The 20,519-nt window shown below is 71.5% G+C and carries 18 protein-coding genes; 8 read left to right on the forward strand and 10 right to left on the reverse strand.

Annotated elements, in window-relative coordinates; genetic code table 11:
- The first annotated feature begins 135 nt into the window (after positions 1-135).
- Together ACGFX9_RS25480 and ACGFX9_RS25485 are read left to right on the forward strand one after the other, a co-directional pair.
- Positions 136-1,341 carry an acetyl-CoA acetyltransferase gene (locus ACGFX9_RS25480; protein WP_393476288.1) on the forward strand — a complete coding sequence of 402 codons (1,206 nt, stop codon included), beginning with the start codon at positions 136-138 and terminating at the stop codon, positions 1,339-1,341.
- A gap of 86 nt (positions 1,342-1,427) precedes the next feature.
- The gene (locus ACGFX9_RS25485; RefSeq protein ID WP_393476290.1) at positions 1,428-2,126 is read left to right on the forward strand and encodes a pyridoxal 5'-phosphate synthase; all 699 of its coding nucleotides are present in this window, start codon (positions 1,428-1,430) and stop codon (positions 2,124-2,126) included.
- 42 nt (positions 2,127-2,168) lie between these two features.
- On the opposite strand, the gene ACGFX9_RS25490 is transcribed toward ACGFX9_RS25485, so the two are convergent.
- From ACGFX9_RS25490 to ACGFX9_RS25500, 3 genes are all read right to left on the reverse strand, one after another.
- The gene (locus ACGFX9_RS25490; RefSeq protein ID WP_393476293.1) at positions 2,169-3,053 is read right to left on the reverse strand and encodes a GNAT family N-acetyltransferase; all 885 of its coding nucleotides are present in this window, start codon (positions 3,051-3,053) and stop codon (positions 2,169-2,171) included.
- A 167-nt stretch (positions 3,054-3,220) separates the two neighbouring features.
- Positions 3,221-3,691 (reverse strand): Zn-ribbon domain-containing OB-fold protein, encoded by a 471-nt coding sequence (locus ACGFX9_RS25495; protein WP_393476296.1) that lies wholly within the window; start codon positions 3,689-3,691, stop codon positions 3,221-3,223.
- Positions 3,688-4,140 (reverse strand): DoxX family protein, encoded by a 453-nt coding sequence (locus tag ACGFX9_RS25500; RefSeq protein ID WP_393476299.1) that lies wholly within the window; start codon positions 4,138-4,140, stop codon positions 3,688-3,690. The genes ACGFX9_RS25495 and ACGFX9_RS25500 overlap by 4 nt, the downstream gene beginning before the upstream one ends.
- A 254-nt stretch (positions 4,141-4,394) precedes the next feature.
- Between ACGFX9_RS25500 and ACGFX9_RS25505 the strand changes: the two genes are divergently transcribed.
- From ACGFX9_RS25505 to ACGFX9_RS25520, 4 genes are all read left to right on the forward strand, one after another.
- On the forward strand, positions 4,395-5,570 hold the full coding sequence (locus ACGFX9_RS25505) for a flavin-containing monooxygenase (protein WP_393476301.1): 1,176 nt from the start codon (positions 4,395-4,397) through the stop codon (positions 5,568-5,570).
- A 286-nt stretch (positions 5,571-5,856) separates the two neighbouring features.
- Entirely contained in the window at positions 5,857-8,082 is a 2,226-nt protein-coding gene (locus ACGFX9_RS25510) for an acetate--CoA ligase family protein (protein ID WP_393476304.1), read from the forward strand.
- A 94-nt stretch (positions 8,083-8,176) separates the two neighbouring features.
- On the forward strand, positions 8,177-9,001 hold the full coding sequence (locus ACGFX9_RS25515) for an enoyl-CoA hydratase/isomerase family protein (RefSeq protein WP_393476307.1): 825 nt from the start codon (positions 8,177-8,179) through the stop codon (positions 8,999-9,001).
- A 125-nt stretch (positions 9,002-9,126) separates the two neighbouring features.
- Positions 9,127-9,747 (forward strand): flavin reductase family protein, encoded by a 621-nt coding sequence (locus ACGFX9_RS25520; RefSeq protein WP_393476310.1) that lies wholly within the window; start codon positions 9,127-9,129, stop codon positions 9,745-9,747.
- A gap of 17 nt (positions 9,748-9,764) precedes the next feature.
- Here the strand turns inward: ACGFX9_RS25520 and ACGFX9_RS25525 are convergent, their stop codons facing one another.
- On the reverse strand, positions 9,765-11,168 hold the full coding sequence (locus ACGFX9_RS25525; protein ID WP_393476313.1) for an MFS transporter: 1,404 nt from the start codon (positions 11,166-11,168) through the stop codon (positions 9,765-9,767).
- 16 nt (positions 11,169-11,184) lie between these two features.
- On the opposite strand from ACGFX9_RS25525, the gene ACGFX9_RS25530 reads away from it, so the two are divergent.
- Entirely contained in the window at positions 11,185-12,234 is a 1,050-nt protein-coding gene (locus ACGFX9_RS25530; RefSeq protein WP_393476316.1) for a GlxA family transcriptional regulator, read from the forward strand.
- On the opposite strand, the gene ACGFX9_RS25535 is transcribed toward ACGFX9_RS25530, so the two are convergent.
- The 4 genes from ACGFX9_RS25535 to ACGFX9_RS25550 form a co-directional block, all read right to left on the reverse strand.
- Positions 12,166-13,392: an MFS transporter gene (locus ACGFX9_RS25535; RefSeq protein ID WP_393476319.1), complete on the reverse strand. Its 1,227-nt coding sequence runs from the start codon at positions 13,390-13,392 to the stop codon at positions 12,166-12,168. The genes ACGFX9_RS25530 and ACGFX9_RS25535 overlap by 69 nt on opposite strands.
- A 653-nt stretch (positions 13,393-14,045) precedes the next feature.
- Positions 14,046-15,134, reverse strand: coding sequence for a Zn-dependent alcohol dehydrogenase (locus tag ACGFX9_RS25540; protein WP_393476322.1), 1,089 nt, complete (start codon positions 15,132-15,134; stop codon positions 14,046-14,048).
- Entirely contained in the window at positions 15,131-16,354 is a 1,224-nt protein-coding gene (locus ACGFX9_RS25545; protein ID WP_393476324.1) for an acyl-CoA dehydrogenase family protein, read from the reverse strand. Before ACGFX9_RS25545 ends, ACGFX9_RS25540 begins: the two co-directional genes overlap by 4 nt.
- An 8-nt stretch (positions 16,355-16,362) precedes the next feature.
- Positions 16,363-17,343: an SDR family NAD(P)-dependent oxidoreductase gene (locus ACGFX9_RS25550; protein ID WP_393476326.1), complete on the reverse strand. Its 981-nt coding sequence runs from the start codon at positions 17,341-17,343 to the stop codon at positions 16,363-16,365.
- An 84-nt stretch (positions 17,344-17,427) separates the two neighbouring features.
- Between ACGFX9_RS25550 and ACGFX9_RS25555 the strand changes: the two genes are divergently transcribed.
- Positions 17,428-18,387 carry a cyclase family protein gene (locus ACGFX9_RS25555; protein ID WP_393476328.1) on the forward strand — a complete coding sequence of 320 codons (960 nt, stop codon included), beginning with the start codon at positions 17,428-17,430 and terminating at the stop codon, positions 18,385-18,387.
- Between the two features lie 327 nt (positions 18,388-18,714).
- Here the strand turns inward: ACGFX9_RS25555 and ACGFX9_RS25560 are convergent, their stop codons facing one another.
- A complete protein-coding gene (locus ACGFX9_RS25560; RefSeq protein ID WP_393476331.1) occupies positions 18,715-19,224 on the reverse strand; it encodes an ATP-binding protein in 510 nt (169 codons plus the stop codon).
- Positions 19,225-19,629: 405 nt separating this feature from the next.
- Positions 19,630-20,511 (reverse strand): acyl-CoA dehydrogenase family protein, encoded by an 882-nt coding sequence (locus ACGFX9_RS25565; RefSeq protein ID WP_393476604.1) that lies wholly within the window; start codon positions 20,509-20,511, stop codon positions 19,630-19,632.
- Positions 20,512-20,519 lie beyond the last annotated feature (8 nt).

The following is a 20,519-nucleotide window of genomic DNA, read 5'->3' on the forward strand; positions in this document are numbered from 1 at the left end:
CCCGGGTCGCGGTCGTTACCGGCGACCCAGATCTGACGGGCCGTCATGCTAGGACGGCGCCCGTCAGATGCACAGGCCCGCGACGCCACGTAACACCCTGTCTGGTCCACTCGAATCTGATGTACCGTCAGATTCATGCCAACTCCCCTCTCCCCAAGCTCCCGTGAGACGGCAGCCGGGCCTCGCAAGGTGGCCGTCGTCGGCATATCCCTCTCCGACTGCGGCCGAGTCGACGAGGCCACGCCCTACGCCCTGCACGCCCAGGCGGCCCGCCGCGCCCTGGCCGACTCGGGCCTCGGCCGCGAGGTCATCGACGGCGTCGCGTCCGCGGGCCTCGGCACGCTCGCCCCGGTCGAGGTCGCCGAGTACCTCGGCCTGAAGCCCCGCTGGGTCGACTCCACCTCCGTCGGCGGCTCCACCTGGGAGGTCATGGCGGCACACGCGGCGGACGCGATCGCCGCGGGGCGCGCGAACGCCGTCCTTCTTGTGTACGGGTCCACGGCGAGGGCGGACATCAAGGCGAGGCGGCGCACGTCGAACCTGTCGTTCGGCGCGCGTGGCCCCCTCCAGTTCGAGGTCCCGTACGGCCACTCCCTGATCTCCAAGTACGCGATGGCCGCGCGCCGCCACATGCACGAGTACGGCACGACACTCGAACAGCTCGCCTCGGTGGCGGTCCAGGCGCGGGCGAACGCCGCGTCCAACCCCGAGGCGATGTACCGCGACCCGATCACGGTCGACGAGGTCCTGAGCGGCCCGATGATCGCGGACCCGTTCACGAAACTGCACTGCTGCATACGTTCCGACGGCGGCTGCGCGGTGCTCCTGGCGGCGGAGGAGTACGTGGCCGACTGCGCGTCGACCCCGGTCTGGGTCCTCGGCACCGGCGGGCACGTCTCGCATACGACGATGTCGGAGTGGGAGGACTTCACGGTCTCCCCGGCCGCGGTGAGCGGCCGTATCGCCTTCGAGCGGGCGGGGGTGCGCCCCGAGGACGTGGACGTGGCGGAGATCTACGACGCCTTCACCTACATGACGCTGGTGACGTTGGAGGACCTGGGGTTCTGCGCGAAGGGAGAGGGGGGCGCGTTCGTGGAGAAGGGCCGCCTGCTGAGGGACGGCGAACTGCCGACGAACACGGACGGTGGCGGCCTTTCGGCCCAACACCCTGGAATGCGGGGCTTGTTCCTGCTGGTGGAGGCGGTACGGCAGCTGCGGGGGGACGCGGGCGAGGGCCGCCAGGTGCGGAAGGCGGGGGGAAGGCTGCCGGAGGTGGCGGTGGCGTCGGGGACGGGCGGGTGGTTCTGTTCTTCGGGGACGGTGGTGCTGGGGCGGGGCTGAGGCGGCCCGCAACGGAGCTGAGGGGCCCCTCCCCGCGCCAGTCGGGCACGGCACGTGGCGACCGCCGTTCCCGTAGATTCGCCCGCATGGACGCCTCCGACTCCGACTCCGACACCAGGCCTGATGACATCACCCACGGCCGCGCCCTCCTGCGCACCCTGCGGGTCTGGGACACCGATCTGCCCCCGTTCGACCTGGCGGCCGCCCCCGCCGACCCGCTGGCCCTCTTCTGGCAGTGGTTCGTGGACGTGGCCGAAGCGGGCCAGGTGGAGCCGCACACCATGACCCTGGCGACGGCGGACGAGTCGGGCCGCCCCGACGTACGGACGCTGATGCTGCACGACGCGGACGCGGAGGGCTGGCACTTCGGCTCGCACTCGGGCAGCACGAAGGGCCGCCAGCTCGCGGCACGCCCCGAGGCCGCGCTCGGTTTCTACTGGCCGGTGCAGGGCCGTCAGGTCCGGGTACGCGGCCGGGTCACGGCGGCGAGCGCCGCCGAAAGCCGCGCCGATCTCGCACGGCGTTCGCCCGGGGCACTGGCGTCGGCACTGGTCGGCAGGCAGAGCGAGGTGCTGCCGTCGTACGGGGATCTGGTGGCCGCCAGCCAGGCCGCCTGGGAGCACGCGCAGGCGGAACCGGACGCACCGGCGCCGAGCTGGACCCTGTACGTACTCGAAGCGGAGGAGGTCGAGTTCTTCCAGGGGGACGCACGGCGCCGGCATGTGCGGCTGCGGTACCGGAGGGGGACGGACGGGACCTGGGGCAAGGACCTGCTGTGGCCGTGAGGGGCCAGCGCGGGGCGCCGCCCTGCGTGAACCCGCCCTGCGTCAACCCGCCCTGGTGAAGTCGTACTGCGTGAAGTCCCGCACCGGGCGGAACCCGATCCGCTGGTAGAGCGCGTTGCTCGTCGCATTGCCCACGTCGGTGAAGAGCAGCACCTCGTCCGCGCCCGCGGCCAGCGCCGCCCGGCTCACCGCGACGGTGACCGCGCCCGCGTAGCCACGGCCACGCAGGGCGGCAGGCGTGTAGACGGGGGCGATCCGGACCTGGCCCGCGACCAGGCGGGTGTTGCCCCCCATGGCCACGGGCGTCCCGTCCGGTGTCTCCCAGAGGGTGGCGCCCCCATAGGCGATGCGGGCGTCGGCCCACTCGCCCGCGTCCATCCCGCCCTTCTCCCCGATGGCCTCGTGGAACTCCCCGTGCCAGCGCGCGAGCAGTGCCCTGTCCGCGCCGGTGGCGACGCGCGCGCTGCCGGCGGGTGAGGGCTCGGGCGGGGTGAGGGTGCCCAGGCGGTACAGCCGCTGGGGGAAGCTGACGGTGGCGTCGGCGCCGGTGCGCCGCTGCCAGGCCGCGGCGAACGCGGCGGCGGTGGCACTCTCGCCGCCGACCCCGGGCGGCTTCCGGCCCGCGTCACCGAGGATCCCGGCGAGCTCGTCGGCTGCGGCATCGTCGGTGAGCGGGCTCAGTGCGAGGGCGTGCGGCGGGGTCCATACGAAGGCGCCGCTCACGGTGCCTTCGCCGTCGGCGCGTATCCCGAAGAGCGGATCTTCATCCCCGTACACATGGAGCCCACGCGTACGCAGCATGTCGGTGACGCTGAGCAGCGCGGTGTGCAGGGCGGGCTCGGAGTGCAGGAAGTTCGCAGCGCGGGGAAGGAATTGATCCAGGTCATGGGTCAACTGCCAGGCCGTGCGCGCGTCGGGAGAAGTCATGGGCCATGATCCCCCGGATCACGGCCTCAGCAGAAACGGATTACGGCACCCGCCGGATCAGGCCGACCGCCACCACGTCCGCGCACTCATACGGGCACTCATACGGGCACGGTGGTCAACGCCACCAGCGTGCCGTACCGCGCGGCAGCGGCTTGTAGCGCGGCGTGTCACCGTGCGCTACGCGGCCGGAAGACGGGGATAACGGCATGGTCGGCCTCGCTGCGGAATGCCACCTCAAGCGCCATCCCGATCCGCAGCTCGCCCTCGCCCTCGCCCTCCTCGCAGTCGACGATCTCCGTCATCATGCGCGGGCCTTCGGCGAGGTCGACGACCGCGGCTACGTACGGAACGCGGGCGCCGAACGGCGGCAGGTCGTTGCGGTGGACGACGGACCAGGTGTAGAGCGTGGCCTGGCCGCTCACCCGCTCCCAGGTGACGTCCTCGCTCCAGCAGTGCGGGCAGAACTCACGCGGGTAGTGGTGCGCCTTGCCGCACGCGCCGCAGCGCCGCAGCAGCAGGTGGCCCTCGGCAGCGGCGTCCCAGTAGGGCTGCGTGAAGGCGTCGGGCTCGGGGAGGTCGAAGCGGGGGGCCGCCTTGCTCGGCGGGGCTGCCGTGCCACGCGCCTCCGCGGCACTCACAGGAACAGTCCCATCGCGTTGTCCAGGGACCACGCCTGCCAGGACATGGCGAACAGCGCCACCAGCGAGATCAGCGCCATCATCGCGTTCTGCCCCTGCTCGGCCCAGTCGTGGATCATGAGGACGAGGTAGAGGAGATTGAGCAGCAGGCCGCCGATCAGCGCGATGGGGGTCAGGAAGCCGACGATCAGGCCGAGACCCAGGGCGAGTTCGGCGTAGACGACGACGTACGCCATGGTCCTCGGCCGGGGCTTGACCACCGTGTCGAAGCCGCTGCGGACCGCGTTCCACTTGTGCTTTCCGGCCACGTCCGCCGCCCAGGCGATCCCCGTGCCCCGCTCGAACCAGCCCTTCTTGTCCTTGTGCCGCCAGCTCTCCAGCCACCACAGGCCGAGGCCTATGCGGAGCACGGCGAGCCATTCGGCGCCGGTGAGCCAGATCGTGTCCATGCCGCGGCCTCTCCCACTCCGGGTGCTCCGGATGCCCCTGAATGCCTCTGGATGCCCCTGAGGCCTCCGGATACAGCTTTCTGACGGTACGTCAGTTCAGCGCATGCCCGACCCGTACGCAAGAGGCGTTACGCAAGAGGCGATACGCGGGCGGCGCACGCAAGGGACGCCCGCCTCGCACCCGTGATCAATTCGCAACCGGTTTCAGCCTTGACCGGCCCACATCAAGTGACCGGGTGGTTACTCTCCAGTCCATGCCCGACTCCACTCCCCCACCGGCACCCCAGCAAGAGCGCCCCGTGTACGTCATCGGCGGCGGGCCCGGCGGGCTCTCCGTGGCGGCCGCCCTGCGCGCACGCGGCGTCCGCGCGGTCGTGCTCGAGAAGTCCGACCGGGTCGGCGCCTCCTGGCGCACGCACTACGACCGCCTCCACCTGCACACCACGCGCCGCCTCTCCGCGCTGCCGGGCCTCGCGATACCCCGGGCCTTCGGGCGGTGGGTGTCACGTGACAACGTGCTCCGCTACCTGGAGAAGTACGCCGATTTCCACCAGCTGGAGATCGTCACCGGCGTCGAGGTCTCCCGCCTGGAGCGGACGGCCGACGGCAAGGGCTGGCTGCTGCACGCCACCGGCGGACGGGAGTTGACCGGCAGCGCGGTGGTGATCGCCACCGGCTACAACCACACGCCCCACCTCCCGTCCTGGCCGGGCCGGGACACGTACGCGGGCGAACTCCTGCACGCGAGCACCTACCGCAACCCCCGCCCCTACGAGGGCAAGGACGTCCTCGTCGTCGGCGTCGGCAACACCGGCGCCGAGATCGCCGTCGACCTCATCGACGGCGGCGCGGCCCGCGTCCGCCTCGCCGTACGCACCGCGCCGCACATCGTGCGCCGCACCACGGCCGGGTGGCCCGCGCAGCGCAGCGCAATCCTGTGCCGCAGACTGCCCGTCCGGCTCGTGGACCGTCTCGCGGGTCCGATCGCCAAGATCAGCGTCCCCGATCTGACGGCGCGGGGTCTGCCCCGGCCGGACAGCGGCCTGTACTCACGCGTCCGCGAGGGCGCGATCCCGGTGCAGGACGTGGGCCTGATCGACGCCGTACGCAGGGGCCGGGTCGGACCGGTCGCGGCCGTCGAGTCCTTCGAGGACGGCAAGGTCGTCCTGGCGGACGGCACCCGGATCGGCCCCGATGTGGTCATCGCGGCCACGGGCTACCGCCGCGCCCTTGAGCCCTTGCTCGGCGACCTCGGCGTACTGGACGAGAAGGGCGCACCCCTGGTCCAGGGTGCCCACACCCCGGAGTCGGCCCCCGGCCTGTACTTCACCGGGTTCACCAACCCCATCAGCGGGATGCTCCGCGAGCTGGCCAGGGACGCGGAGAAGATCGCGAAGGCAGTGGCAAGAACGCAGGACGCAGCCCGCTGACGGGACCGGGCGAAGCCCCCCCCCCCAGGGGCGCGGGGAACTGCGCGACCAGCCACGATGGTGCCGCAGCTGCCCGACTGCACTTCGCGGGGCTGGCGGCGGCGGTCGGCGCCCCCCCCTCCCGGCGGCACCGACCGCCGGGAGAGGGGTAGCGCCCCCGAGGTCCTGGGTACCGCTAAAGGGCCGACCCCACTCTTTGCGTGCAGCACTGTTCCTGACACAGCGTCAGTTCAGTAATCTGACACTGCGTCAGTTGAGTTGCTGTCACACAGGAGCGGGCGGACCGATGCTTGGATCGACTTACGGCACCTTCACCACCGACCCCCGCCGCGCGCGTGTAGTGGCCTGCGGCGAAGTTCCGGCACCGGCGGTCCACGGCCAGGCCGCCACGGCGGACGACCTGGACGTCAGCGGCCGGCCCCTGCACGCCGACGTACCGGATCTGGACCGGTTCTTCCGACCCGAGTCCGTCGCCGTCATCGGCGCCTCGGACGCCGACGGCCGGCCGAACACCGGCATCACGCGCCAGCTCATGGCCTGGGCCGAGCGGGGCGGCGCCCGGCTGCATCCCGTCCACCCCACCCGCAGGACCGTCTTCGGCACCCCCTGCTTCCCCTCCGTCGCGGACCTGCCGGAACAGGTCGATCTGGCCGTACTCCTCGTCAGTGACCCCCTCCCTCTCATCGAGGAACTCGCCGAGTCCAAGGTGAAGTTCGCCGTCGCCTTCGCCTCCGGGTTCGCCGAGACCGGGGAGGAGGGCGCGGCGGCGCAGGCCCGGCTGACCGCCGCCGTCGAGCGCTCGGGGCTGCGGCTCCTCGGCCCCAACACCAACCTCAACGCCTTCGAGAAGTTCCGTGACGACCTCGAAGGACCGGCGATCGCGCTGATAACCCAGTCGGGACACCAGGGCCGTCCCGTCTTCGCGATGCAGGAGATCGGCGTACGCCTCTCCCACTGGGCGCCCACCGGCAACGAAGCCGACCTGGAGACCGCCGACTTCATCTCCTACTTCGCCGAACAGCCCGAGGTCGGCGCCATCGCCTGCTACGTCGAGGGCCTCAAGGACGGCCGCTCCTTCCTGCTCGCCGCCGACCGCGCCGCCCAGCGCGGCATACCCGTCGTCGCGGTCAAGGTGGGCCGCACCGAGACCGGCGCCCGCATGGCCGCCTCACATACCGGCAAGCTCACCGGCGCCGACGCGGTCGTGGACGCGGCGATGCGGCAGTACGGCGTGATCCGCGTGGACGGACTGGACGAACTCCAGGACACTTCCGCCTTGTTGGCGCGGGCGCGGACGCCGCTGGCCGAAGGCGTCGTCGTGTATTCGATCTCGGGCGGCACGGGCGCGCACTTCTCCGACCTGGCGAGCGAGGCGGGGCTGCCGCTCCCCACGCTCTCCGAGGCCAAGCAGGCGCAGCTGCACCAGTGGATACCGGACTACCTGAACGTCGCCAACCCCGTCGACAACGGCGGGCACCCGGTGGGCGACTGGCGCGGCCGGAAGATCATCGACGCGATCCTGGACGACCCGGAGGTGGGGGTGCTCATCTGCCCCATCACCGGGCCCTTTCCGCCCATGAGCGACAAGCTGGCGCAGGACCTGGTGGACGCGGCGGAACAGACGGACAAACTGGTGTGCGTCGTGTGGGGCTCGCCCGTCGGCACCGAGGATGCCTACCGCACGACGCTGCTCGGCTCCTCGCGCGTCGCCACCTTCCGCACCTTCGCCAACTGCATCACGGCGGTGCGCGCCTATCTGGACCACCACCGCTTCACCGACCGCTACCGCTCCCCCTTCGCCGAGGCCCCGCGCACCGCCTCGCCCTCCTACCGCAAGGCCCAGGCCCTGATGCGGCCCGCTCAGCAGCTGAGCGAGCACGCGGCGAAACAGCTGCTGCGCGCGTACGGGATTCGCGTACCGCGCGAGCAGTTGGTGACCAGCGCGGCGGCGGCCGTGCGGGCGGCCGGGCTCGTCGGCTACCCGGTGGTGATGAAGGCGTCCGGGGCGCGGCTCGCGCACAAGAGCGAACTGGGCCTGGTGAAGATCGGCCTTACGTCGGCGAGCCAGGTGCGCGACGCCTATCGGGAGCTGACCGACATCGCCCGCTACGAAGGGATCTCGCTGGACGGCGTGCTGGTCTGCCAGATGGTGGAGCGGGGCGTCGAGATGGTGGTCGGGGTGACCCAGGACGAGCTGTTCGGGCCGACGGTGACGGTCGGGCTCGGCGGGGTCCTCGTCGAGGTCCTGCGGGATGTGTCCGTGCGGGTGCCGCCCTTCGGGGAGTCCCAGGCGCTGGCGATGCTTTCCGAGCTGCGGGGGCGTGCGTTGCTGGACGGCGTTCGGGGGGCGCCCCCTGCCGATGTCGACGCGCTCGTCGAAGTCGTCCTGAGGGTGCAGAGGATGGCCCTTGAACTGGGCGATGAGCTTGCGGAGCTGGACATCAATCCGTTGATGGTGTTGCCCCAGGGGCAGGGGGCGGTGGCGTTGGACGCGCTCGCCGTCTGCCGGTGAGTGGGCTTTCAGGACGCCGCTTCGCGGCGAAGGTTTCCCGCCCACCCACCCGATTACCCCGCAGCGCGACATGAACGAACGGAGCCGTTCCCCCATGACAAGCACCTCCCCCGAAGCCGGAACTGATCCCCTCGACTCATTGGTACTCCACGCCACTGACAACGCCGTCTCGTGGATCACCCTCAACCGGCCCGAAGCCATGAACGCCGTCACCTGGGACCAGCGCGAACGCGTCATATCGCTGCTCGCCCAAGCATCCGCCGACCCCGGCATCCGCGCCGTCGTGATCACCGCGACCGGCAGGGGATTCTGCGCGGGCGCCGATCTGCGCGGAGCTCCCGGCGGCGGTGAGCGCGTGCCCGGTGACGTGGCCCGCACGATCAAGCTGGGCGCCCAGCGTCTGATCGCCGCCGTCCTGGACTGCGAGAAGCCGGTGATCGCCGCCGTGAACGGCACCGCCGCCGGGATCGGCGCCCATCTCGCGTTCGCCTGCGACCTGGTCATCGCCGCCGAACCGGCCAAGTTCATCGAGGTGTTCGTCCGTCGTGGCCTGGTGCCGGACGGCGGCGGTGCCTATCTGCTGCCCCGCCTCATCGGGCCGCAGCGGGCCAAGGAGCTGATGTTCTTCGGGGACTCCGTCCCGGCGACGGACGCCGAACGGCTCGGCCTCGTCAACCGCGTCGTCCCCGCCGACGAACTGGAGAAGACGGCCCGAGCCTGGGCCGAACGCCTCGCGACGGGGCCGACCCGCGCGATCGCCATGACCAAGCAACTGGTCAACGCCGCCCTCGAATCGGACCGTACGACGGCGTTCGCGGCGGAGGCGGCGGCGCAGGAGATCAACATGACGACGGCGGACGCGAACGAGGGCGTGGCCAGCTTCGTGGAGCGCCGTTCACCTTCGTACGAGGGCCGCTGACCCGAACGTACGAGTGCTGCAAGGGGCCACTGACCCGAACGTACAGAGCCGCCGGCTCGAACACCCCGATGCGGTGCCCCCACCCCTTCCAATCTGACACCCCGTCAGCTTCAATGGCTGATGTGATGGGACACGCAGGGATGGCGGCCACCGTCATCAGATACCTCAGGTCGGTCGGCGAACCGACCACCACCGGACCGGTCGAGGCCTTGCCGCGTCCGCAGCTCCGGGCCGTCGGGGACGACGAGCGGGCGCCGCTCGACGCGGGCGAGTTCCGGCGCGTACTCGGGAACTTCGCGACCGGGGTGACCGTTGTCACGGCACCGGCATCCGAAGGCGAGCCGGGCCCCGCCGGATTCGCCTGTCAGTCCTTCTCCTCGCTCTCCCTCGACCCGCCCCTCGTCTCGTTCATGGTCGCTCGTACGTCCACGACATGGCCCCGGATCGCACGCGCGGGCGTCTTCTGCGTCAACGTCCTGGGCGCCGACCAGGGCCCGCTCTGCCGTGGCTTCGCGGTGAGCGGCGCCGACAAGTTCGCCGGCGTCGAGTACGACGCGGCTCCGGTGAGCGGCTCGCCCCGCCTGGCCGGCGTACCGGCCTGGGTCGACTGCACCATCCAGGCCGTGCACACCGGGGGCGACCACCTGATCGTGGTCGGCAGGGTGGACGCCCTGGGAACAAGCACTGCCGACGACGACGGCCCGCTCCTCTTCCACCGGGGCAAGTTCGGCACCCTCGCCACCTGAGAGGAGAGCGGGCGCCGCTACACGAGAGCGGGCGGCACGCCCGCCTCGTCGCCGCGCCGCCGGATGACCAGGGCCATCAGTGCCGCCGCCGCGCACAGCGCCCCCGAGGCGATCCACATCACGTCGTACGACCCGAAGTTGTCCCGTACGACACCGCCGACGACGGCCACGATCGCGGCGCCCACCTGGTGCGACGCGAGCACCCAGCCGAAGACGATCGCACTGTCCTCGCCGTACTGCTCGCGGCACAGGGCCAGGGTCGGCGGCACGGTCGCCACCCAGTCGAGGCCGTAGAAGACGATGAAGAAGAGCATCGGCGGCTGCACGGACGACTGGAGCAGCAGCGGCAGGAAGAGCAGCGAGACGCCGCGCAGCGCGTAGTACACGGCGAGCAGCCGCCGGGCGTCGAAGCGGTCCGTGAACCAGCCGGACGCGATCGTGCCCACGACGTCGAAGACGCCGATGACGGCGAGGAGCGAGGCGGCGGCCGTGATCGGCATGCCGTGGTCGTGAGCGGCGGGCACGAAGTGCGTCTGGATCAGGCCGTTCGTCGAGGCGCCGCAGATGGCGAAGGTCCCGGCGAGCAGCCAGAACGGGCCGGTTCGGGCCGCCTTGAACAACACGGTGACCGCGCGGCGCGCGGCGCCCGTGACGGGCGGGGGCTTCTCCACGAACTCCTCGGCGCCGTACGGCTTCAGGCCCACGTCGGCGGGGTGGTCGCGCAGCAGCAGCCAGACGAACGGAACGACCGCGAGCGCCGCCAGGGCCACCGTCACGGCGGCGGGCCGCCAGTTGTGCTCCTCCACGATCCAGGAGAGCAGCGGCAGGAAGATCAGCTGCCCTGAGGCGGAGGCCGCCGTGAGGATGCCGGTGACGAGCCCGCGCCGGGTGGTGAACCACCGGTTGGTGACGGTGGCGGCGAAGGCGAGCGCCATGGATCCCGAGCCGAGCCCGACGAGCAGCCCCCAGCACAGCAGCAGCTGCCAGGCGGACTGCATCCATACGGTGAGCCCGGCGCCGAGCGCGATCACGATCAGGGCGACCGCCACCACCCGCCGGATGCCGAAGCGGTCCATCAGCGCGGCGGCGAACGGCGCGGTGAGCCCGTACAGCGCGAGGTTGATGGAGACCGCGAGGCCGATCGTGCCGCGCGACCAGTGGAACTCCTGGTGCAGCGGGTCGATGAGCAGCCCCGGCAGGGACCGGAACGCGGCGGCGCCGATGATCGTCACGAAGGTGACGGCGGCGACGAACCACGCCCGGTGGATGCGGCGACGCGGCTTCGCCACCGCATCCACCGCCACCGCATCCACCGGCGGCACGTCCGTCCGGTTCGCGTCCGTCTGGTTCACGTCTGTCTGGGTCACGACAACAGCATCGGGCCCCGGGCACCCCCGAACGAGTGGCCCAAAGGACAGCATTCGCTATGATCGGGCCATGGCCTCAGCGACCGCCACCCCGACCACCACCACCCGGAAGCCCCGGAAGCCCCGGAGCCCCCGGCACCGCGTGGTGGTCCTCGCCCTGGACGGCGTCATCCCCTTCGAGCTGGGCATCCCGCAGCGCATCTTCGGCCGCGCACGGACCGCCGCCGACCGCACACCGCTCTACGAGGTCGTGACGGCCTCGATCCGGCCGCCCGGCCCGGTACGCACGGACGCCGACTACGCGATCCTCGTAGAGAACGGCCCAAAAGCCCTGGCCACCGCCGACACCGTCGTGATCCCCGCGTCGTACGAACTGGGCCCGGTCTACGAAGAAGGCCGCCTCACCCCGGAACTGGCGGCGGCGCTCGCCCACATCAGGCCCGGCACCCGCCTGATCTCCATCTGCACCGGCGGCTACGTCCTCGCCGCCGCCGGCTACCTCGACGGCCGCACCGCCACCACCCACTGGTCATCGGCGGAGCACTTCCAGAGCCTCTTCCCGCAGGTCAAGGTGGACGCGGACGTGCTCTTCATCGACGACGGCGACGTCCTCACATCGGCGGGCGTCGCGGCGGGCCTCGACCTCTGCCTCCATGTCGTACGCGGCGACCACGGCTCCGCGGTCGCCAACGAGGTGGCCCGCCGTACGGTGGTGCCCCCGCACCGGGACGGCGGCCAGGCTCAGTACATCCAACGCCCGCTCCCGGAGCCCCAGTTGGCGTCCACCACAGCGGCACGCGCGTGGGCACTCGGCCGCCTTCACGAGCCGATCCAGCTCCGCGACATGGCCGAGCAGGAATCCATGTCCGTACGCACCTTCACGCGCCGTTTCCGCGAGGAGGTGGGCATCAGCCCCGGCCAGTGGCTCGCACAGCAGCGCGTCGAGCGGGCCCGCCACCTCCTGGAGTCCAGCGATCTGTCCGTCGACCAGGTCGCGCGGGACGCGGGTTTCGGCACGCCGCAGTCGATGCGGCAGCACCTACAGGCGGCTCTAGGTGTCACCCCCACCGCATACCGGCGCACGTTCCGGGACACCGTCGGTGGTGTGCCCGCCCGCTGAGGCGGCAGGCCGGACCTCGCCGAGTACGCCCACGACCGTGAGTACGAGGGTGAGGCCGACCCCGGCGAGGATCGCCGTCGACGGCGCGACGACGCTGAGCAGGGCGCCCGCGAGGGAGCCGCTGGCCGCGTAACCGGCGCCCACGGCCGCGTACATGACGGAGTACCCGGCGGCGAGCGCGCTCGGCGGGAGGACTTCGCGCAGGCTCAGGTTCCGGGTGAGCATGGCCCCGGCCTGCAGCAGCCCGGCCATGACAAGGCCGGTGGCGAGCAGTCCCGTCGTCGGCAGTACGGCGACGACGGCGATGCAGGCCGAGACCGCGAACATGAGCACCATGCTCTGCGTACGGAGCTGTCCCGGCCATGTCCGAAGCCCGTAGACGAGCGAGCCGACGGCGGACCCGATGGCGAGCCCCGCAAGCAGGGGCCCGGCCCACCCCACGGCTATCCCCCGCTGTTCGAGAAGCGCGGGCAGCACGAGTTCGGCGAGGGCGAGCAGCGAGAGGCTCGCGGCGCCGGTGACGTAGATGGGCCAGGCCCGCACCATGATGCGGAGCATCGACTCACCTCCCCGGTCGTCCTCATCCGACTTCCACCCCACGGGCAGCAGCCAGAGGCCCGCCACGGAGAGGGCCATCAGTACGGCGGCCAGGACCAGCGGCAGTTGGGGCGCGACGCCGAGTGCGAGTCCCGTGACGGCCGCGGGCGAGACGGCCCACACGCTGAACGTCAGCACGGACTCGGCGGACAGCGCCTGGGCGACGGCGCGTTCGGGCACGAGGCTGGTGAGCAGGGCCCTCAGGCCGCCGGGTACGGCGGCGGGGGCGGCGCCCGCGAGGAAGGCTGCGGCGCCGAGTACGAGGGGGTGGGCGTCCGGCAGCGCGCCGAGCGCGGCGAAGCCGAGGGCTCCCACGGTCAGGCCCGCCGCGAGCTGGGGCCTTGCCTTCGCGGCCCGCATCCTCATCCCCAGGAGGGGCGCACCGGCGATCTCTCCGATGACGTACACGGCGGCGAGGATCGCTCCCAGGGTGTAGCCGCCGGGGCGTTCGCGGGTGAGGAACACGAGGGCGAGGGGGGCCATGGCGACGGGCATCCTTGCGCCGATGGCTACGGTGGCCCAGGCGAGGACGGGCTTCGTGGCGACGTCGCGATAGCTCATGCGGTGACGCTAGGGCTCCCGCCGGGCCAGCGGCCACTCAATTCCTCCCGGGGGCGGGCCCCACCCAAGGACCTCTCCCACCCACCCGCCCGTTCCCCCCGCATCCAGCCCTGGACGAACAAGCCTTTCCCGCCCACCCACCCGATTGCCCCGCATCAACACCCCTGCGAACAAACCGTGGTTGAGGGGGGCGGGTGGGGGGTGGGTGGGCAAAAAACCCATCCGGCGCGAGCGGCCGGGGGGAGGGGGAGGGGGGAGGGGACGGCCCGTTCGGTAGCAGTCGGCATCGAGACGGGGCAGGGTGCCGCCTTTCCCGCGCGAGCGGCGGGCGGGGGACGGCCTCCACTCGGTGGCAGTCGGCAGCGAGACGCGAGGGGACGTGTCGGTATTTCCGCCCGGAGCACAGTTCGCGGCACTCCGGAGCCGAAGCACCCACGCGGCCACCGGACGATAGCGAGGACGGACATACCGGCGCGGCCCCGCACCCACAGACGAACAGACACCGCACCCCGGCCACCCGCACCGCGCCCCCGCCCCACAGCCGGACAGGCACCGCACCCCCGGCCACCCGCACCACGGCCCCGCCCCCAAGACGAAACGGCACCGCGCCCCCGCTCAAGCCAGCGCACGCGCCCCGCCCCCGGCCAGACCCCTCAGAACGTCAGAACCCCCCGAGCCACCCTCCCCCCCTCCGCATCCTCCACCGCCTTCGCGAAGTCCTCCACCGGATACGTCGTCGTCACCAGCTCGTCCAGCAGCAGCCGCCCCTCCCGGTACAGCTCCGCGTACAGCGCGAAATCCCGCTGCGGTCGGGCCGAGCCGTAGCGGCAGCCCAGGATTGACTTGTCCAGGAACAGGGACGAGACCAGGAACGACGCCTCGGCTGTAGCCGCCGGTACTCCAAGGAGGATCGCCTGCCCATGCCGGTCCAGGAGGTCGATCGCCTGGCGGATCAGCTCCACCCTGCCCACGCACTCGAAGGCATGGTCCGCCCCCCTCGGCAGGATCTCCCTCACCCCGCCGCCCTCCGCCGCCGACGACAGGAAGTGCGTCGCTCCGAACTGCCGGGCCACCGCCTCCTTCGCGGGGTTCGCGTCGACGGCCACGATCTTCGTCGCCCCCGCGATCCGAGCCCCCTGCAGCACGTTCAGGCCGATCCCGCCGGTCCCGATCACCACCACGCTGTCCCCCCGGTCCACCTTCGCCCGGTTCAGCACGGCTCCGACCCCGGTCACCACCCCGCACCCGATCAACGCCGCCGACGTCAGCGGAATGTCCTCCGGGATCTTCACCGCCTGCACGGCCTTCACCACGGTGCGTTCCGCGAACGCGGAGTTCGCCGCGAACTGGTACACCGGCTTGCCGCCCCGCGAGAACGGCTGATCCGGCATCCCGATCGCCCGCCGGCACATCGTCGGCCGCCCCCGGTTGCACTCCCCGCACGCCCCGCAGCTTGCGATGGTGGAGAGCGCCACGTGATCACCGGCCGCCACATGAGTCACCCCCGCACCGACCTCCTCCACCACCCCCGCCCCTTCATGCCCGAGCACCACAGGCGAGGGGAACGGAATGGTCCCGTCGATCACCGAGAGGTCGCTGTGGCACAACCCCGCGGCCCGGATGGCCACCAGCACCTCCCCCGGCCCCGGACCCCGCACCTCAAGATCGTCGACAACCTCGACCCTGCTCCCCAGCCCCCCGCTCCCCTCGGCCCTGCTCCCGTCGAACACAACACCCCTCATCGCGCCTCCCTCGGCAGGCCGAGCACGCGCTCGGCGATGATGTTCCGCTGAATCTCGTCCGAGCCGCCGTAGATGGTGTCGGCCCGCGTAAAGAGGAAAAGCCGCTGGAGTGCGTCGAGTTCGTACGGGGCGTCCTCGCTCCAGTCCAGGGGCCCGACCGCACCCCCCACCCCCCGAACCGCCATGGCCAGCTCCCCCAGCCGCTGATGCCACCCGCCCCACAGCAGCTTGGCCACACTGGGCGAGCCCACACCACTGCTTGCCCCCGAACCCCCCAACGTCCGCAGCGCGTTCCACCGCATGACCCGCAGCTCAGCCCACTGCCGCACAAGCCGTTCCCGCAGTACGGGATCATCGACGGCCCCGCTGTCGACCGCCTCCCGCACCACCCCGGCCAGCTCCTCCGCGAAGCCGATCTGCTGTACGAGCGTGGAGACGCCCCGCTCGAACCCGAGCAGCCCCATGGCCACGCGCCACCCGTTGCCGGCACCGCCCACCACGTGCGAGGCACGTGCGACGGCCCCGTCGAAGAAGACCTCGTTGAACTCGGAAGTCCCCGTCAACTGCCGTATGGGCCGCACCTCGACGCGACCGGGCTGATCCATCGGCACCAGCAGAAACGAGATCCCCGCATGCCCCCGCCCCCCGGCAACCGAACCCGCCGCCCCCTCCGTCCGCGCCAGCACAAAGCACCAGTCCGCCTCCTGCGCGAGCGACGTCCAGACCTTCTGTCCGGTCACGCGGTACGTATCGCCCTCCCGCACCGCCACGGTCCGCAGCCCCGCCAGGTCCGACCCGGCCCCCGGCTCGCTGTACCCCTGGCACCACAGCGCCTCGCCCCGGGCGATCGCCGGCAGGAACTCGTCCCGCTGCTCCTGGCTGCCGTAGGCGAGGAGGGTCGGGGCCAGCAGGTTCTCGCCGATGTGGCCGTACCTCCCGGGGGCCCGGGCCCGCGCGTACTCCTCGGCCCAGACGACCTGCTGGGTCAGCGTCGCCCGCCGGTTCCCGTACGCGTCCGAGTCCCACCCGAGGCCGATCCATCCGCCCCGGCCCAACTCCCGCTCCCAGGCCCGCCGTTCCTCGGCCCCGACATGCTCACTGCCGGGTCCACCCCGCCCCACCACGCCGACGAAAGCCCCGGCCCCCTCCAACCGCTCACGCAGCCACGCCCGCGCCTCCGCCCGGAACTCCTCATCCGCAGCCCCGAACCCGAACTCCACGCCCCCGCCTACGCGTTCGGCCGGTCAGGGCGGGCAGGGCGTCCAGGGCGAGCAGCCGCAGCCTTCGCGGCGTCAGCCCTCGCGGCCTCAGCCTTCGCGGCAGCAGCAGCCTCCGCCATCGCCTCCAGCTGCGCCAGCATCGGCATCGGGTCCACTCCCACCGTCCCCGGCAGGAAGTCCGCGATCTTCTCCGGGGTCCAGCCGCCCTCCACATACCCGGCCCGCAGCTCACGCGGCTGTGCCCATACGGCGATCTTCGGGCCCGCGACCGTGTAGACCTGCCCCGTGATCCCCTCCTCCCGCGCCCGCTCGCTCAGCAGATAGGTCACCAGGGCCGCCACATCCTCCGGCTCCCCGATCTCCTTCAGCTCCATGGGCACGTTGGCGGACATCCGGGTCCTCGCCACCGGCGCGACCGCGTTGGCGGTCACCCCGTACTTGTGCAGGCCGAGCGCCGCACTCCGCACCAGCGAGATGATCCCGCCCTTGGCCGCGCTGTAGTTGGCCTGTGCGACGGACCCCTGGTGGTTGCCGCTGGTGAAGCCGATCAGTGTTCCCGTCCCCTGCTTGCGCATGACCGCCGACGCGGCCCTGAAGACGGTGAACGTGCCCTTCAGATGCGTGGCGACCACCGGGTCCCACTCCTCCTCGGACATGTTGAAGAGCATCCGCTCGCGCAGGATCCCGGCGACGCACACCACGCCGTCGACGCGTCCGTACTCGGCGAGCGCGACGTCGACGATGCGCTGTCCGCCCGCCATGGTCGAGATGTCGTCGGCGACGGCGACGGCCTCACCGCCCGCCGCCTGGATCTCCTTGACCACGCCGTCGGCTATCTCGCTCGTCGGTTCGCCGCCCTCCATGGAGACGCCGTAGTCGTTCACGATGACCCTGGCTCCCTCGGCCGCGGCGGCGAGCGCGACCGCCCGGCCGATGCCGCGCCCAGCGCCGGTCACGGCCACCACCTTGCCTGCCAAGAAGTTCCCCACGTCCGGCCCCTTCCCGCGGTTTCTGACGGACCGTTAGATTTTATGACCCGTCAGATACTCAAAGACAAGCCCCGCGGAGGACCCATGTCAGACTCGGCACCCGCAGCTTCCGCGCAACCCGCACTGCCTCCGGAGTTCTTCGACATCGCCAAACGCGTGAACAACTGGGGCCGTTGGGGTTCCGACGACGAGATCGGCACCCTCAACCTCATCACCGACGCCGTCGTACGCGAGGCCGCGACCGCCATCCGCTCGGGCCGCCGCATCCCGCTCGCGCTGCCCCTCAAGGAGGACGGCGTACAGACGGGCCTGATACCCGGCCGGATCAACCCCCTGCACACGATGGTGCAGATCAATCAGGAGCTTTTCGGCCCCGGCACCATCGCCACCAGCGACGACGCGGTCACGATGGGGCTGCAGACGGCCACCCACTGGGACGCGCTCACCCACGCTTCCCACTCCGGGAAGATCTACAACGGCCGCCCGGCGGGCACCATCACCGCCCACACCGGCGCCCAGTTCAGCGGCATCGACAAGGTGGCGCACCTCGTCTCGCGCGGCGTCCTGCTCGACGTCGCCCGCGCCAAAGGCGTCGACCGGCTTCCCGGCGATCACGCGGTCACCCCCGAAGACCTGGACGAGGCCGAGGAGTTCGCGGGGGTCACCGTGCGCGCCGGCGACATCGTCCTCGTACGCACCGGGCAGATCCAGACCTACCTGGCGGGCGACAAGCACGCGTACGGCTACCCGTCCCCCGGCCTCTCGGTCCGCACCCCGGAGTGGTTCCACGCGCGCGATGTCGCGGCGGTCGCCAACGACACCCTGACCTTCGAGATCTTCCCGCCCGAGATCGAGAACCTCTGGCTTCCGGTGCACGCGCTCGACCTGGTCGAGATGGGCATGCTGCAGGGCCAGAACTGGAATCTGGAAAAGTTGTCCACAGCCTGTGCAGAAGATTCCCGCTACAGCTTCCTGCTCTCCGCGATGCCCGAGCCGTTCATCGGCGGCACGGGAACACCGGTGGCACCCGTGGCGGTCCTGTAGGCCCGACCGACCCATAAGCCCGCAACCCCACAACGTCGCAACCCACAGCCCACAACCCCCGAGCCTTCGGATGGCGGCACCCGGCCACCGCCCCGAGCGCGCTGCCGCACGCGCCGCCATCCGACCCCGGCGCACAAGTCCTGCCCTTTCGGCCACGAAGGGACTGCCGCCGACGGCGACTCACATCTCGCCGAGGTCCGGGGGCACAGGCCACCGTCCTCGACGTCCCCTCGCGGCGAATCGCTGCACACAAGCGTGATCAATCGGACACGGTACGTCAATACCCGCTTGCGAAGTGCCGGGCGGGACTGAACCATGACTGCGGGCTCAGACCGCCTCGTACGCCACGTCCTCGTACGTCGTCCCATGGAACGCCGCCGCCTCGACACCCGGCTCACACCGGTCCACCTCGCACCAGATGCTCTTGCCCGCGCCTTCGGCCTGCCAGCCCCAGCGGTCCGCGAGGCCGTCCACGAGTTCAAGGCCCCGGCCGTTGGTCGCGTCGCCGTCCGCGTGTCGCGGCCTCGGAGCGCGGGCGCTGGCGTCGGCGACCTCGACCCGGACCGTCCCGAGGCCGGCCGCCGCGCCCTCCGCGCCCGGCGCGGCCTCCTCGGCGACGTCAGGGGAGTCAGGGAGCCGCATGCGCAGCACGGCCGGACAGCCCGTGTGCACCACCGCGTTGGTGACCAGCTCCGAGATCAACAGAATCAGCGTCTCGGCAAGTGGCTCGTCGACCCCTATCCCGGACCCGGCGAGACGCGAACGCGCCCACCTCCGGGCCCGCCCCACCTCTGCGGGGTCGGGCCTGACCTCCAGCTGAACTTGAAGCACCTGCACCGCTCACACCATCCGAACCGGCGGACACATCGCCTCGCGACTCCACGGGGTCACGGAACGTGATCCCCTTGAGAGACAGCATGGTTGACGTTCAGTCACCCCAACAAGCGCTTCAGGCATATTCCAGCGCGAAGGAGTACGCGTGCGGCATACTGTGCGACGCGCACTGCGGGGGGTCGAACAGGCGGGCATATAGCCCCTTCCTGCACTGCGAGCGGCGCGCATCGCCGGGTCCGGGGTTGCCTCAGGAGCAACACCGTGATGGCTCAACCTCAGAACCACTCGCATCTCACACAAGGTACCGGAGCGGAAGCCCGACTCCATGCCGTGACGAGTCACGCCTAGGACACAACCCGATATCGACGCTCAGTAGCGTCCCCCCACTTCGGTATCCGCACAAGTCGATCAAAGCGCCGCCGCGAGCTCCTCCTCCGCCCCGGCCGCCGACCGCCCAAGGCCCGCCCGCACCCAGGCCCGCTTCAGGTGCAGATGCACCTCGGCCTCCCAGGTGAAGCCCATCCCGCCGTGCACTTGCAGGCAGTCCCGGGCGTTTCGCACCGCCGCGTCGTCGGCGAGCAGCTTGGCTCCCGCGATCTCCAGTACGTCGCCGGTGACGGCCGCGGCGTACACGGCACCGCGGGCGACCTCCGCGCGGACGAGCATCTGCGCGCAGAGTTGCTTGACGGCCTGGAACGCCCCGATGGGCTGGCCGAATTGGGTACGTTCTCGGGCATAACGGACGGCCAGCTCGCAGGTCTTCGCCGCGCTGCCGAGCTGTTCGGCGGCGAGCAGGAGGTCGGCCTCCGCCTCAGCTTCGGCCTCGCTCGAAGCACTGGGCACAGGCACCCGATGCAGCGGCGTCAGCGGGTCGACCGACCACAGCGGGACCGCACCCAAGACGTCACCCAGAGCGACGTCCGCCGCGTCGAGCCACGGAACAAGCCCCCCGGAGGCCGCCGTCACCACGGTCACGCCCTGTGCCGCGCCCGTGACGTTCCGCGCCGCGAGGAACGTAGACACCAGCGGCCCCATGAGCAGCACCCGCCCCGCCTCCTCGAAGGCGAGGACGGCCTCCGCGAGCCCCAGCCCGACGCCACCCTCCGCCTCCGGCAGCCGCAGCGAGAAGAACCCGGCGTCCCCCAGTTCCCGCCAGAGGTCCCGGTCCAGCGAAGGGAGCCCCGAGCCCGCCGCCGCTTCCCGGAGCGCGTCCGCACCGAAGCGCCCCTCCAGGAGTTCCCGCACCCCGGACTTCAACGCCCGCTGATCTTCCGTGAGTTGGAAGTCCACGCGCTGAC

Source organism: Streptomyces sp. NPDC048436 (genome assembly GCF_043200355.1).
In the GTDB taxonomy this organism is placed as follows: Bacteria; Actinomycetota; Actinomycetes; order Streptomycetales; family Streptomycetaceae; genus Streptomyces.